Annotated in this window: 13 protein-coding genes; all 13 read left to right on the top strand. The window is 54.0% G+C overall.

The annotated features are described in order from the left end of the window. A partial coding sequence (locus H6B31_RS11525) for an S-layer homology domain-containing protein (protein ID WP_204898641.1) occupies window positions 1-1,916 on the top strand: 1,916 nt, incomplete at its 5' end. Window positions 1,917-3,014: 1,098 nt separating this feature from the next. Next, entirely contained in the window at window positions 3,015-3,650 is a 636-nt protein-coding gene (locus H6B31_RS11520; RefSeq protein ID WP_204898640.1) for a TetR/AcrR family transcriptional regulator, read from the top strand. Window positions 3,651-3,821: 171 nt separating this feature from the next. After that, window positions 3,822-5,297: a DUF6138 family protein gene (locus tag H6B31_RS11515; protein ID WP_346014072.1), complete on the top strand. Its 1,476-nt coding sequence runs from the start codon at window positions 3,822-3,824 to the stop codon at window positions 5,295-5,297. Next, complete coding sequence (locus H6B31_RS11510) at window positions 5,294-6,676, top strand: DUF6138 family protein (protein WP_204898639.1); 1,383 nt, start codon at window positions 5,294-5,296, stop codon at window positions 6,674-6,676. Before H6B31_RS11515 ends, H6B31_RS11510 begins: the two co-directional genes overlap by 4 nt. Window positions 6,677-6,694: 18 nt before the next feature. Continuing rightward, complete coding sequence (locus tag H6B31_RS11505) at window positions 6,695-7,786, top strand: ankyrin repeat domain-containing protein (protein ID WP_204898638.1); 1,092 nt, start codon at window positions 6,695-6,697, stop codon at window positions 7,784-7,786. A gap of 14 nt (window positions 7,787-7,800) precedes the next feature. Continuing rightward, on the top strand, window positions 7,801-8,940 hold the full coding sequence (locus H6B31_RS11500; RefSeq protein WP_006354162.1) for a hypothetical protein: 1,140 nt from the start codon (window positions 7,801-7,803) through the stop codon (window positions 8,938-8,940). Window positions 8,941-9,001: 61 nt separating this feature from the next. Continuing rightward, entirely contained in the window at window positions 9,002-9,328 is a 327-nt protein-coding gene (locus H6B31_RS11495) for a DUF5713 family protein (RefSeq protein ID WP_006354163.1), read from the top strand. Window positions 9,329-9,333: 5 nt separating this feature from the next. Beyond that, window positions 9,334-10,095 carry a hypothetical protein gene (locus H6B31_RS11490; RefSeq protein WP_243419013.1) on the top strand — a complete coding sequence of 254 codons (762 nt, stop codon included), beginning with the start codon at window positions 9,334-9,336 and terminating at the stop codon, window positions 10,093-10,095. Between the two features lie 24 nt (window positions 10,096-10,119). Then, on the top strand, window positions 10,120-10,584 hold the full coding sequence (locus tag H6B31_RS11485) for a hypothetical protein (protein ID WP_204898637.1): 465 nt from the start codon (window positions 10,120-10,122) through the stop codon (window positions 10,582-10,584). Window positions 10,585-10,603: 19 nt separating this feature from the next. After that, a complete protein-coding gene (locus H6B31_RS11480) occupies window positions 10,604-11,278 on the top strand; it encodes a hypothetical protein (RefSeq protein ID WP_243419011.1) in 675 nt (224 codons plus the stop codon). Window positions 11,279-11,301: 23 nt separating this feature from the next. Next, complete coding sequence (locus tag H6B31_RS11475) at window positions 11,302-13,734, top strand: DUF6892 domain-containing protein (protein WP_204898636.1); 2,433 nt, start codon at window positions 11,302-11,304, stop codon at window positions 13,732-13,734. 9 nt (window positions 13,735-13,743) lie between these two features. Next, complete coding sequence (locus tag H6B31_RS11470; RefSeq protein WP_204898635.1) at window positions 13,744-14,769, top strand: hypothetical protein; 1,026 nt, start codon at window positions 13,744-13,746, stop codon at window positions 14,767-14,769. A gap of 15 nt (window positions 14,770-14,784) precedes the next feature. After that, entirely contained in the window at window positions 14,785-15,408 is a 624-nt protein-coding gene (locus H6B31_RS11465; RefSeq protein ID WP_204898634.1) for a hypothetical protein, read from the top strand. Window position 15,409: the final 1 nt, after the last annotated feature.

Here is a 15,409-nt window from a genome sequence, read left to right as displayed (position 1 = left end):
TTGCTGGCGGTGACTACTTCGTACCTGCCGGCGTTCAGAACTACTCCGTGCTGGAGCAGTATGTGCCCGAAGGGTACGAGATGACTGTGTCCGGCGACTTCATGGCCGAGGACGGCGGCAAGCTGGTTGTCAACATCGAGAAGATCAGCACCGACGTTATCATGAACATCCGCTTTGTGACCGTTGACGGCGAGTTCGTCGCTGGCGGCGACTACTTCCTGCCCGAGGGCATCCAGAATTTTGAGATTCTGGAGCAATACTTGCCCGAAGGCTTTAAGCTGATGGAGTTCGGCGATTTTTTCGTAACTGATGGCGGAAAGGAGGATGTTACAGTCGAAGAAATTAAAAGTACTATTCCTGTAAATGTAAGATATTGGGACACTGTCAACAACACTCAGGTGGGCGAGAGCTTCACAATCACCGTGGACGCCGACGCCACCAGCGTAAATACCAGCACCTTCAAGGATATTCCCGCCGGCTATGAGCTGGTCTGGGAGGGCGACCTCCAGATCAACGACGGCTGGGTCTGGGTTGAGGTCCGTCCCGTGGAGGCCGAGACCAAGACCGTTGGCCTGAACTACTGGGACGTTATCAACAACCAGCAGGTGGCTGAGGGCTCCGTCACCGTAGCCGCCGACGCCACCATGGTAAACACCAGCACCTTCAAGGACATCCCCGCCGGCTATGAGCTGGTCTGGGAGGGCGACCTCCAGATCAACGACGGCTGGGTCTGGGTCGAGGTCCGTCCGGTGACCACACCTCCCGTGGAGAAGACCTTCACCGTGACCTTTGACAGCAACGGCGGCAGCGCGGTCGCCAGTCAGACGGTCAAGGAGGGGGAGAAGGCGGTCAAGCCCGCCAACCCCACCCGCAGCAACTACACCTTCGAGGGCTGGTTCACCGACGAGACCCTGAAGAACGCCTACGACTTTAACACCCCCGTGACCGGCGACATCACCCTGTACGCCGACTGGGACCGCCGCAGCAGCGGCGGCGGCGGAGGCGGCGGAAGCACCTCCACCAAGAAGTACACCATCACCGTGATCTGCGGCAAGGGCGGCGAGATCACCCCCGACGGCGGCTCCGACAACAAGGTCGAGGTCCGCAAGGGGAATGACCAGACCTTCCGCATCTCCGCGGACAACGGCTACCGCATCTCCGACGTCCTGGTGGACGGCGAGAGCGTGGGCAGCGTGGACAAGTACACCTTCAAGGACGTAGACGAGGACCATGAGATCGAGGCCATCTTTGCCCGCAGAGCCGCCGATCCCAGCGACAGCGGCACCGACCGTTATCTGAATACCAAAGACCATGTTCAGTATATGACCGGCTATCCGGATGGCTCGTTTGGCCCTGGCCAGAATATAACCCGTGCGGAGGCAGCTCAGATGTTCTACGCACTGCTGCTGGACCAGAATGTGCCTCACACGGTCAGCTTCTCCGATGTGCCCGCGGATGCGTGGTATGCGGAAGCTGTAAACACCCTGGCCTCTCTGGGTATGATCAATGGCTATCCCGACGGGACCTTCCGTCCGGACGCCCCCATCACCCGGGCAGAATTCTGCGTTATCGCCTTGGCCTTTGCCTACGAGCCGGAAGATTTCGACTGTGACTTCCGGGATGTGTCCACCAGTGACTGGTTCTACGACTATGTGGCCCAAGCCACCAGCTACGGTTGGATTTCCGGGGCTGACCGCAGCTTCCGTCCCAACGAGTGCATCACCCGCGCGGAGGTCTCCGTGATCGTCAACAACATGCTGGGGCGTGTAGCCGATGAGGACTACATCGACCGGCATGAGGACGAGCTGAACACCTTCCCGGATGTAAAGCCCTCCCATTGGGCGTACTACTCCATCATGGAGACGGCCAACAGCCACGACTACACCAAGAACAACGGAAATGAGAACTGGCGCTGAGCGCCCAAGCTCTGTCCTGACGGACTTGAGGTAAACAGGACCGCCCGCCCCAATGGGATGGGCGGTCCTCTTGCGTTTTATGGTTCAAAACCTGTACGAGGAAGCAATTTTACCCACCCTTAGGTGGGGCAAGCAGAGCGTCTGGCTTGCCGCAAGCGGCAGCCGACGCAGTTTCCGGGCGGAAGCCCGGACCCACTTTATCGATAGAGAACAAAAAACTGCGGTGCCCTGTAGGACACGGAGCGAAATCCCGCCGTGCTGCCCCTGTGCGGCTTTGTGTGAGACGATTGGGCGCAGGACAACCGTGTACCAACAAGCGCCGGCATGAAGCCGCTGTGCAGCTCTTGTGGGCGAAAGGCGGGAACAGAAAGTTAGCGCCCAGAGGACTCCGTATTTTCCATTTTTGAAGCGAATTCTGATTCCTAGAAAAATATTTTTTTGCCCCTGGTTCCGGCTGTTTCGCTGGGATCAGGGGCGTTCGATTTTAGTACGAGGATAAAGGGAGGTGGTCGCAAAGCGCCCACCTCCCAGCTACAACGCCCCGCAGTGCGGGGCGTGTGAAGGGATTGCGGGATTTTGCCGCAGCGCAAGCTTAGGTGGTCGCTGAACCGGCTTTTCGGATTTCAGGTGGTCGTAGATTTGAGGAAATCCAGAGGTTCCAAAAGGTTCCCAGCTTTTTCACCGACGCTGTGCACAGCAATGCTTCGGGTATCTCAAAAATTGCGCTGCATAAACAAAGAGATGGAATTATCTTTTTTGTATTATTTCTAATACTTTATAGCCATTTTTGTTCCATTCCGATTACTCTTTAGCATTCTTCGGATGGACTGTTTCCGTGTGCTCCGAGCGGCACTGTGGCTAAAAATGTGGTCAGAGTAACGCATTGGGAGGCAGTTAGCAACCACATCTTTCAGAATGGTTTTAGCACGGTGTTAACAAAGATTACCCCGGCATCTTGAACGCATCCTACTATGCCCACGGTGTGTTGCACCGGGGGACTTATTTTTGTGAACAGTCTTGCATTTCATTTAAGTTTCGCTATAATACAAATAAAGACTATTTTTTGATTTTATATTTTATACAGGGTGGTGACGGCTTGTGGCAAGAAAGGCGTATTCCGATGAGGAGAGGGCGCAGGTAAAGGAAGCCCTGATGGTCACCATGATCCGGTGTATCGCGGATCGGGGATTGATTCACAGCAGCATTGATGTTCTGTGCGGAAAAGTGGGAATCTCCAAGACTTTCTTCTACAGTTTCTTCTCATCCAAGGAGGAACTGGTGCTCCACGCCCTGCGATATCAGCAGCCCAGGCTGCTGGATTATGCCCGGCAGCTGATGGAGGATCCGGCACTCAGTTGGCGGGCGGGCGTGGAAACCTTCCTGAAAAACTGCTGCTACGGGGCCGAAAGCGGAGTTGCTGTTTTGTCCATTGAGGAGGAGCAGCAGGCGCGCCGCTGCCTTTCCGAGGAGAATTTTCAGGCCTTTCGACAGGACCAGGTCAGTTTTTATGGGAAACTGCTCTCCATCTTTGGCCTCCCTGTGGACAGTATTGATCCCCGGCTGTTTGGCAATCTGGCCCTCAGCATGATGATGGTGCACAAGGCCATTCCGGACACTATGCCCTTCCTGTTTCCAGAAGTGGCGGAGGACATGGTGGAGTTCCAGGTCAGGGCTCTGGTGGACGAGATGGAGCGGGTAAAAGAGGATGTGCGGCAGGTGAAAGCAAATGGCTAGAGATGAGTACCCATGTCCAAGCGGACGGGAAAGACAGCAGAATATCGTCAGACACAGAGCCTTGGGATACAGGTCTTGGTTCTGTGCGGCCTTTTCGCGCCCTGCGTCAGCCTGTCCAAATGACAGGGTGTCGCGGGGCATTTTTTATTGTTCGGAAAGAGGTGGCCTGATATGAGTTTACCAAAACGAAATAGTGCGGACGGGCGCTGTTACTGGATGAAGCCAGAGGTACAGGAGGAACTGCAGCCGCTCTTTGACCAGTGCATCCAGGATGCCATTGACGGGAGAATCACGCGGCTTGATTCCCTCTGGCCACCGGTCGTGGTCAGCAGCGAAGGCGCGCCCTTTGAGGTGTGGCAACTGCTTCGGACATGGACCGAAGCGCAGCGGGCTGAGACCCTTGACGCGGAAAAGGCCATCGCCTTCAGCGAAAACCTGCGCCGCCAGAGCCGGTGGGGTGAAATTGACCACCATTTACTTGATATGCTGAAACGGGAGCTGCAGGAGAAGTATTTTGTCGTGACAGGCAATGAAGATGACCACTTCTGGGATCGGGAGTATTCCCTGAAACCAGATATCCGTGCAGAGGAGGTCCCGGAGCCGCTGCTGCGTTTTGCCTGCTATGTGGCGGTGAGCTATAAAGTGTATGGTTTGGACTTTCAGTATCTGGACGCCAATTACCTCTTCGGATTGGTGGAGAAAGTCCGTCCCGATATGGTAAAAAAGCTCCGGGAACATGGGACCGGCAGGCTGCCGATCTCTTTGCAAAAACGGAAAACAGAGCACTTCACCGCATCGGCCAACGATGCCTTTGCCGTTATCCGTATTACTGCCAGGGACAACACAGAGGAATGCTGCCATGAAGTGCTGAACTACCTGTGTGAGCTTCTGGAGCAGGAGGATTTTCCCCGCAGCTATGGGGTGGAGTTCAAAGGGCCGGAAAAAAGTTATCTTCCCATCACGGGACTGCCCAAAAAGGGAGTAAACCAGCTCTTTGCCTGTGCCGTGCAGTATCCCGGCCTCCACCCCCTGATGGAACGGTACGCCCGGCTTGCCATGCGGCAATATGAGCAGTACACCAATCTCAGCGATGAGCAGTGCGCGCTCCCCGGAAGTTTTGCCGTGTTCGCCCTGGGAATGCTGGGGCAAGAGTGGCGGCAGCTGGTATGGGATTATCTCGATCTCTGTGATGATGAGCACTCCCACTTACAGGAAAAATTCCTCCGGGAGTATGTGAAACAGTTCGGATTTACCGCTGATACCGTCCCTGTATTTGTCCGTGGGGTGCTGTCCATGCAGAACATGAAGTATTCCAAGGACTATGCCGCGTGGATAGCAAACGCAGAAAGCCTGGACGCTCTGCTGGAGGCAAAAATCCACCTGTCCGAGATCGTTCCAAGCGGTTTTTCCTCCGACGAGGATGACGATGATGACGAGGACGAGAAACCCGCCGAGGAAACAGAAGCCAGCCCGGAGGAAGTGCTGCAATACGCATGGGAAACGGTCTGCTATGTGATCTGGGGAAAGGGCAGCGCCAAGGGTGGTCAAAAAGTGGTGGAAGCAGCTTCGGAGGAACTGAAAGAGCGTTGCCGGCAGATTTTTATTCCAATCACGGAGAGCCTGGAAGAAAGAGGTGGCCTGCTATGAGTTTACCGAAACGAGACGGCGTGCATGGCCGTTATTATCTGATCCATAAACCGGACACGGACCCCGAAGTGCTGGAACAAGCCGATCAGTGCATTCAGGATGTGTTGGATGGAACCGCAAAAGAAAACCATTCCGGCTACCCGGTGGTTGTTCGGAATCAAAACGGAACACCCTTTCTTCCCAGCCAGCTGCTGGAGCGGTACCTGTCCAAACTGCCTTTGAAGGGATTTCCCTATGCGGATGCGGTCGCCTTCTGCGATGCCCTGCGGCGGCTGGCGGGCTGGAAAGAGATTGACCACACACTGGGACAATACATCGAACATCAGGTGCAGGAGCGGTATTTTGAGGTTGGAGAGAAAGAGGATTACTTTTCCGCTTACCCGCCCTGCACCGTGTGGCCCGAACTGAGGCCGGAGGATGTGGATGACGGCCTGCTGCGCTTTGCCTGCTATGTGGCGGTCTGTTATACGGTATATGGAGCCAGCTACAACTCCCTCACCACCGAGCACATTCTCGGCCTGGTTTCCCAGATTCGCCCGGACATGGTGAAGCAGCTGAAAACGGGCGGCAGCGGCAAATTGCCAAAGGACATCCAGCGGCGTAAGACGGAGCATTTCACCGCATCGGCCAACGATGCGTTTGCCACCATCCGCATCACCGCCAGGGACTCCACCGAGGAGTGCTATGGGGAAATCCTGGACTACCTGTGCGCGGTGCTGGAGCAGGAGGAATTTCCCCGCAGTTACTCGGTGGAGTTCCGGGGGCCGGAGAAGATTTACCAGCCCATTCCCGGCCTGCCCAAAAAGGGAGTCAATCAGCTCTTTGCCTGCGCTGTGCAGCACCCCAATCTGCACTCGGCTATGGCGCGGTACGCTCGCCTGGCTATGCGGGAGTTTGAGTGGTACCAAAACCTCGCGGATGAAGCCTGTGCGATGCCCGGCACCTTCGCCGTGTTTGCCCTGGGGCTGGAGGGAGAACCGTGGGCACCGCTGGTGACGGAGTATCTGGATCTCTGCGATGACGAGCACTCCTCCCTGCAAGGGAAATTCCTTCATGCCTTGATCCGAAAGTTTGGGTTCCAACCATGGACGCTGGGGGTATTGGTGCGGGGCGCATTATCTATGCAGTGGCTGGAGCCTGCCAGAGAATTCCGCAGCCTGATAGCCAATGGGGAAAGCCTGGATGCACTGCTGGCAGTCAAGCGCCGCTTTTCCGCTTATCTCCTGCCGGAAGAAAACGAAGACCCGAAATTCCGGGCCATCGCTTGGCAGAGCCTGCTCTGGGCCATCTGGGGGCAAGCCTCTGAAAACGGCGGCAGCAAGGTCATTAAGACGGCTCCGAAGGAACTGAGAGAAAGGTATCAGGAAATTTTTCAATAGACTATAAGGAGGACTCGGATGAGTGAAGTAAGCTATTCAAATGTACCTCCCATGATGGCTGCCATCAAAAGTGGTGACATAGAGGCGATTCGTTCCCTGCTTCACGCAGGGCATTCTCCCAATGAGCCGCAGTGCTATCAGGTAACGATTGGAGCATGGCCGCGGGAGGAGGAAACCTCTCCGCTGGAACTGGCGGTGCTGGAAAACCGGATGGACATGGTGCGGCTGCTGATCGAATCCGGCGCAGATTTGACCCATAACCCGGAAGCATTGCTTTATGGCTCCCTGCGCAGTCCAGACCTGTCCCTGTTTTCTTTTCTGATCCATGCGGGAGTCAGAATTCCCGCAAAACAAGAGGATATCTACCGGCTGTTTCTCCATCTGGAGAACCGGCGTGATCCTGATGTGCTCCCAATTTTGGACAGGCTGAGCATGGATTTGAAGCGATACGGCGGTGAAGCCCTGCGCAGTATGGCGAGCCATGGAAATCAGATGCTTGCGGAGTACCTGATTCAAAAAGGGGCCGATATCAACTACCACAAGCCGGACATGGTGTTCCCCTACGCTTCCACCCCTGTCACCGAAGCGGCACGGCACAACGATTTTTCTATGGTGCGCTGGCTGGTGGAGCAGGGGGCCGACATCACCATCCCGGATAAATACGGCGACCGGCCCTACACCGTGGCGGTGCAGAACAAAAATCAGGAAATGGCCGCCTACTTAAAAGCCCTGGAGCCGGAGGGCTGGCATAACGAACAGGAAAAGGTGCGTCAGCTCATGCCTTACAAGCTGCCTGCCAAGCTGGTGGAATATTTGAAAACCGGCCCCCTGCGCCTGGAATTTCCGGAGCGGGAGCTGGTGAAATGGGCGGAGCTTTACCCCTACATGGATGTGCAGGAGATGACCTGGAAACGAAAAAAGCTGCTCTCCCTGATGGCGAAGATGGACAACTACAGCGACTATCTGCTGCTGTGGAGTCCCAGAGATAAAAAACTGTGGTATCTGGACATCGAGCATGAGGAGTTTCATCCGTTAGCTAGATGGGAGGAATTTATCGCTGACCCCGGAAAATATCTCAATGGAATGATCGAGGGCGAGTTTGAGGAATAAGGGGAGAACGCAATATGACTATGGAACAACTGCCCCCCAAGGGGGTCAAGCGAGAACAGGCCATTTTGGAGTTGGGCAAGGCTGAAGCCAACGGCGAACTGCTTCTCCAGCTTGTGAATATGGAAAAGGGCAAGTGCAAGACGGCTGCTCAGAAGGCTCTGGCGCAGCTGGAGTATGCCCCCGCCGCCCCACTGTGGGCCAAGCTGGTCAAGGGTAAATGGATGGGCAGCCATATCATGGCGGACGCCTGTTCCGACTGCGTGTCGGAGCAGATCGCCCCGGCCATCTTAAAGACCCTCTCCCGGCTGCTGGACGAGGGGGACACAAAGCCCCTGGAAATCGAACAGTTGAACTTCTGTCTCCATCTGATGATGGGGAAAGCCTCGCTCAAAATGCTGGAGGTCTACCGCTTCCTGGCAGAAAACGCCCAGCGGCTCGCCCGGCTTAAACGCGCGCCTGTTTATCCGGATGACGACTGCACCTCTTGGTGGATTACGGACGGACTTCGCATTTGGGATGCCACACCCAGGGAAAAAGAGAAAATTCCCGCTGTGGTGCTGACCGCCTCCCTGATCCGCAACCCGGATGAGCGGCTGCAGGCATTGGCGGATGAGCTGAACGAACGCTGCGGCGGCAGCTGGCTGATCCCGGTCTTTATGAAGGCGATTCTCACCCAGCCCAAGGAGCAGGTGTATGAGACCTATTCGCCCCTTTTGGGGACTCCAAAGGCGAGCTATCTGTTGAACGCCCTGGGGCTGCTGGATTACCGCAGCTATCCGGAGGACTGGGCCTTTGAACGCTCGGGTCCCGACGGGCTGCGCGCCCTGATTTTCTGGGGTGATTACAGCTATGGGACCTATGACACAAGGTTTACGATTGAACGCTATGTGGAGCTGGATGAGCGGTGGCTCTTTGCTCTGGCAAAAGACCCGGAGGGCAAAAAGCCCGCGGTGACATGGCAGACCTATAACCGGGGCGGTGTGCTATACGGGAGCTACGACGAAATGCTCATCAGCCTGCTGCCCCGCAAAGTGGAGAACCCAGAACTCAGGCGCGCCCTGCGGGACTACTTCCGTATTCGCAGCGAAAAAGTGAGCGTGGAAGAAAGTATTACTGTTTACAAAGACGCTGCTGAGCGGTTTGGCGGTGAGTGAGAAAAAAATATCAAGAAGGCAAGTGCCTGAACTGTGAACTACGAAGAAAGGAAGACACAAAATGAAAACCTTTGATCCCGATTACAAACTGCTGGACGAGATGTATCAGGATGATTACTATCCAGTTTTTCTGGTAGACAAGGTAAAGGACGAACTCCAGAAGGTCATCGACCTGCTGGAGAGCGGCGAAACCGACACCGAAGTGGTGCAGGAAAAGCTGGACGAAGCAGTTTGCGGCATCAATGACCTCCAGGACGAATTTTACGAGAACAACAGTGAGATTGAAACGGTAGCCCGGGACTGCATCGGCGTCACTGTAGACTACATTTTGAAGTGGTTTGGCATTCCGATTGACATGGAGGAGGCTATCCGGGAACGGGACTGGTGACTTTTATGAAAATGGAGCCCTCTTTTTGCACGGCGGTCTTTTGGCGTGGCGGAGAAAAGATTGATCTAAATGGACAAAAACCAGATGCGGTACGGTGTCTGTCTGTGACGGGAGAGCGGAAGGTGAATCTGTCCTTCCTGCGAGATTATCCCAATCTGGAGGAACTGACCCTGATGGAAAAGTGTGAGGGTGTAGAAGTTCTCTCCGAGCTAAAGCAGCTTCATACACTGTCCCTATGGCTGTCGGCCCCTGTTTCCTGGGACAATGTTTCTCTCCCCGGCCTGCGTGTTCTCCACCTGCGTGGAGAAAAGAATGGCGACATCACCCCACTTCTCACCAGCATTACCTATCTCCATTTGGAGGAAATGCGGAAAACGGAAGATCTTGCCCCTTTCCTGACTCCGGCGACCCGGCTTCAGAAACTCTATCTCCAGTCACTCCCAGCTGTGCAGGAACTACCGGCTCTGGATGGGCTTCCTTCCCTTTATGCCCTGAAACTCTATGAGCTGCATAAACTAAACGATTTGTCCGCCCTCTCCCACAGCCATTTGCGCTGCTTTGCCGCCTCTCTGATCGGGGATAAACTCTCCGCCCAGGCGCTGGCAGATGCTGTGATGGCGATTCCCAATCTGGAGGCAGCCGCGCTCCAGCTGGCGGATCGCTCCGAGCGGCGCTATGGCGGCATCCAAAAAGCCTTTGCCGCCGCTGGGAAATCCGCATTGCTGCGGGAGGAAATCAGTGCTTTGACCACATGGCTGTCGCTGTAACCTGGGGATTGGGGCAAGAATGATATGGAACAGTTTTTTGAACATTCCGATTTTGGATTGGGAGCACTGACCTTTCAGAAAGGACCAGGGACCATCCACTGCTGGACTGGAAGAATCGCAGACACAGAGATCCTGTTTTCCATTATTTTGAACACATCTGAACTCCGGTCGGCAAACCTGGATTTTATCCGTTCTGTGCTTCAAAACTGGCGGGAGTATCTTTCAAAAGCGGAGCATGAGATTCAGGCGCAGATTGGTAAAAGCCCTGAGAAGTTTGGATTGCAGCGCGCTCCATTCCCTGAAACGGAGATTCCCGCCGAGCAGCCGCAATTTCTGTTTTATGATGAGACAGAATGGGGCCTACACTTTGAGATTTGTACTCTTCCTGTGGGGGAGCCATTTGGACTTATGGTTGAGTTTTCAGGGGATACGCCAACGGATGTATATGGCTTGTCGGAAGCGGAAGAAATAGAAGCGGGCATGGAATAATATAAAGGAGCCGATCAGATTGTGTGAGAATGCGAAAATTCTTTGTCCTTACTGTTTGACAAGAGAAATTGACCCGGCACAGGCGATATGCTCTGCTTGTTATTCAAAAGAGGATAAATGGGAGCGAGGCAGTTGGGATGACCTACGCAAGCGCAAGAATGCCGATGAAATCCAGATGTTTGCCATAGCCAAAAAAGTAGATGAAGCGTTCCAGATACCAGAAAATGAAGCTTATGCCTGTATAGAGAAACACGAAATGATTCAGGCTGAGGCCTTGGAACGGGAAATGGAGGCTTTTCACCGGCGGCGCATCCTTTGTATGGTGGAGATATTTCCCAAGATTGATTGCGGCATCCTCTTTTCTGGCTATGTAGAACTGGATACCTATTTCAAGAATGTGTGGGATTATGCCCATCAGCGCATTGCCGCAGAACAGCTCAGAGAGGTTCAGGAGTATCTGCGGTCACAGATTCCATGGAAATCCCTATCCAGTCAGCGGATGGATCTGGGGGAAGAACTTCTCAACTTTTGGTGCGGAGAAGATGAGTTGGATTGGGGCTATTCTCAATATTTTGAGATTGCAGCAGGTAATCTCAAGCCGTTTCTTGCAATGACCTTATTCACAGAGATTCTGTGTAAGCATTTTCCAGATGTAATGTCTGCGCCAGTCAAGCGGATGAGCAGCAAACTTTGAGGCACTAAAAAGGGGGTACTTTCATGCCAGACTGGGCACAAATCATATCCGATGCGCTGGACATTCTAAAATTTGACGGAGCCGTACAGGACACTCTGGCGGAACTGCGAGAAAAATGGGGCGCACAGGTCCCGGCGCTGCTGGATGAACGCTTTGACGCCATCGGCATCCAATATATGAAATTGCCCCATGAAAAAGGAGCGGCGGCCTTGGGGCAGGAACTCTCTGCCTTCGGCTGGGCGTTGTATAACCTGGACGATGAGGACGAGTATCTGTTTGCCTTGATCCCAGAGGAACAACGCAGCGAATGGGAACGCTACTGCAAAAAGCAGGGGCAGTATTGCCGCCTGATGAAACAGCGGGGGCGAAAATGGGGCGACCACGCTAAAGAGCAGGACCCTGGTGCGCTGATGCCCTGCCAAGAATACATACTCCAGGATGGATACGATTATTTTTTCAACTCCCTGGCGGGTGATTTTGCGGCGGGAAAATGGAAAAACCAGGATGCAGAAGAATGGAAAAGCGGCTGTGTGGCCGATCTGCGCCACCGTCCGCCCCAGGTGACCCGCTCCCACAGCTTGCCGCGCCTTGGGTGCCTTACCTATTCCCCGGAACATGAACTCTATGCCGCGTCCAGAGCCGCTGGTGGTGGAACCATCGGCCGGGCATTGCTGAGCAAGAATCCAGCCACGCTCAACTGGGCCGAGCCGTCCCCCATTGGATATGACGGTCCGCCCCGGACCCTGTGCTGGGCTGACCATTCCCTCTGGGTGGGCGATCCTACCAATGCCACACGGATTGAACTCACCGACCGGGGCACCTGTCAGGATGTGAAAAACTGGCCTCTGCCGGAAGATGGATGGAGCACCAAATACCATTGTGGCATCGTGACAGACGGGCTGGGCCGGGTCTACTTTTCCAACGAGTGGTACAAGGGGCAGATTTACCGCTGGGAAAACGGCAAGGTAACAAAACACACCTTCTCTCTGGATGGATACGACCATCTCTCCGAGGCCGTTCCCGTTCCCGGCACAGGCCGCATTACCATGATCCACGCAGTCAGTGGCAAGGGGCGGATGGAAGAATGCCTGCTGGAACTGGACATGGACACCGGGCGGTGCCGCATCGCCCCCCTGCCTGGAATGGGCGAGGGGCTGAAACTTCGCTGGTTTACCGGGGACTGGCTGCTGGTGCAGGGAAACGGCGAAATCCTCTCCGATGACTTTGCCCAGCTCATCAACATGAACACCCGTGAAATGCTGCGTATCCGTCCGGAAATGTTCGGCGGGGAGAAAATGCAGCACATTGGAATACTCACCGATGGCACGGTGGTCATCGTCACCCGGCGGGATAAGGTTGGGCCGGTATTTCGTTATCCCATCGACTTCTGGGGCTTCCTTCGGACGGCAAACAAGCCCAAAAAGCTGGAATGGCGGGAGTACAAAGAAGTGTACCCGAATCTGCCCATCTTTCTACCGCCCAAGGCCACGGAGCGAAAAATCATTCTCAAAAAAGACAGCCTGACTATCCTGGGGTCGGTATTTACGCCGCCGTTTACCCTTTCGCAGCTTTCGGAAAAGCTGGGGCCCGCCCGCATTGTCCTGCAAAATGGAACACGGAAAAGCCCCATTACAGGCCGAGAGAGTCCCTATACCCAGGCCCTTGCTTTGTGGGACGAACTTGGACTCCAGGGCTGGTTGGATGAAGATGAGCAGATTATCAAAACCCTTGGTGTCCGGGTAGCGGCACTGGGAGAGTATGCGGTTCGGCAGACATTTGACGGAGCGGTTTGGATCGGGTCCAAGGACTACCGGGAGGCCAGCTGGAAGGATTTCGCCGGATTTGCCCATACCCTCAAATTAGGCGGCTTTACCGTTTATACCCGCTTGCCGGGTCCTGTTCCAGAGGAGCAATCAGCGCAGAAAGCAAAGCTGGAGGCCCTCTCCGCCATGGTACAGATCAGCTGGAAAGAGCCAGAGAATAAGGCGGCGAAAGCGCAGAAATACAAGTTATCCAAGCCGACTGAACCAGTGCTCACCTTTACCAGCTTCAACTTCAAGCTGGCGGTCATGGAAGTCCTGATGTACGAGAAAGGCTTACTGGCTCCTAAACTGGATGCACATGAGTTTGCCAGAGAGTATAGCCGACGCAAGATCGACATTGACGCGGAAGGGTATGAACCCATCCCAGAGATTCGGAAGTGGCTGGAGAAATACCCTGTCCCGGAGCGGCTGGCCCCGGAGGTCACAGAAATTGAGATGGATGGCGGCAGCGAGATTTATACCCAGCTCTGTCCGTTCTGGGATGGCGAGGATGGAGCCTTTGATCTTAATACCATTACGGAGGCGGAACTGCGCCAGTTCCCCAATCTCAACCATATTACTCTCATGTCCTCCAAGCCGGAACAGGTGCTGCCGGTTCTGGAACGGTGCAGTATCAAGGTAGACTTGCTGTGAGGTGAAAGCATGAAAGCGAAACTAAAAGTGATAAAGGACTGGGAGTTCGAGGAATTTGAACTGACGGGAACTTCCTTCAAATACAGCCCGACTGGATGCAAAGGTATGGTGGCCCGCAGCGAGGATGAAATTGTGTTTTGGACCTATCATCTCGCGCAAAAGTGCAGCGGCGTTTTGTGGGTCAAAGGCGAAGTTTCCAGGTGGATTCCCAGCCCGGAGCCGAAAGAGCAGCAAGATGTTTGGGAAGATCCTGTCTTGCTCTCATGCGACAGAGGAATACTGTTGGTTTGCCCGGCCAGTAAATCCCTTTGGTGGATGCCGCAGATGGATGGAGAGTGGATTCCGATCCCCATGGATAACTGGTGTGCCCAGGGTATTCCCAAGCCGGTAGCAGTCACCGGAAGCCAGGGCGTTTTCCCTATTGTGTGCCGAGTGGACAACTCCGCTGATGCGACCAACAGTTTTACCAGCCTGACGGTAGACTTTGAAACCATGACTGCACACTGGGCAGAAAGCGGCTCTTGCGTATACAGCAAAGCAGGGACCCGACAGACCCATTTGGCGGCGGTAGAGCGGGCTGGCGGCAATTTTGCCCAGGCAGACTTTCACTACAACTATCCTATGATTGGCTCCATACTGGAACAGGACGGACAGTTTTATGCCTTTTTGGAAAGCAGCACCATCAATCCGGCGGGTCTTTCTCTCATGGGCTACTATTGGTATCTGGAACTGGAGGAAAACGGACTATTCAAAAAGAAACTGTGGGGCAAAGATAATTTAAGCCGCCTGCCCGGAAAACACGGGATGCGCGGAAAATTCTCCGGTGACAGGACTTGCCTGATCCTGTCTCCCATTTTTAAGAATGATGACTGGAAGGGTAAACAAAAGGTGCTGCGCCTTTCAGATTTGGTGCTGATCGACCTTGCCATGCCCCGTGGATACGCTTCCTTCCATGTGCTGGATGTATGGGGAAACCGGGCATTTCTCAGCGATGAGAAAAACAAGCTGGTTCTTTGTGAAATGACCTTGGAGTAGTTATGAGGGCTGAGTATGCTTTTCAAGAAAAAGATTGTATTTACAGAAGGAATGAATGAAACCCTTTGTTCTTTCGATGAAATACCCTGGTTTTCCTGTTGTGGAGTTTCGTATGATAAACCATCGTATTACCCATATCTTCAGGAAAAGGACCCAAAACAAGCAGAAAAACTACTGCTGCATACAAAGAACTACTCAGGAACCGTCTGCCTTACAAATTTGTTCAAAGAAGGCATTTGTCGTGCAGATACCTTTATTCTGCAAACGGCTGGGTGGAAGTTTTACCAGAATGAATTTATGCCATGTGTGGAGGCCAGTTGGCGCACTTATGAAAAAAGAGTATCGAAGGCAAATGGCCTCGATCTGAACTCGGCGGAAAAAAGATTCCTGCGTGATTGTGGCTTTCCTGACAGCATAGATCTTCAGTTGTGCCGAATGGTGCAATATTTACTGGTTGAACAATACTTCCTTGAAAGGTTTCCTCAGTTCCCTCTATTTTTCAGCCGGATCATTGATATTTACAAGGATGGGCATATCGTGCTCGGCTGGAATGGAAGATTTGCATCGCATGAGACGAATCTGGAAAATGAAAACGGAACCCCAATCTTACCAACAGACGGAAGTTTGATTATATGGTAGG

The sequence above is a fragment of the Pseudoflavonifractor capillosus genome (assembly GCF_016899775.1).
In the GTDB taxonomy this organism is placed as follows: Bacteria; Bacillota; Clostridia; order Oscillospirales; family Oscillospiraceae; genus Lawsonibacter.
Note: the sequence above shows the minus strand (reverse complement) of the source record. Positions and strands in the feature narration are given on the sequence as shown.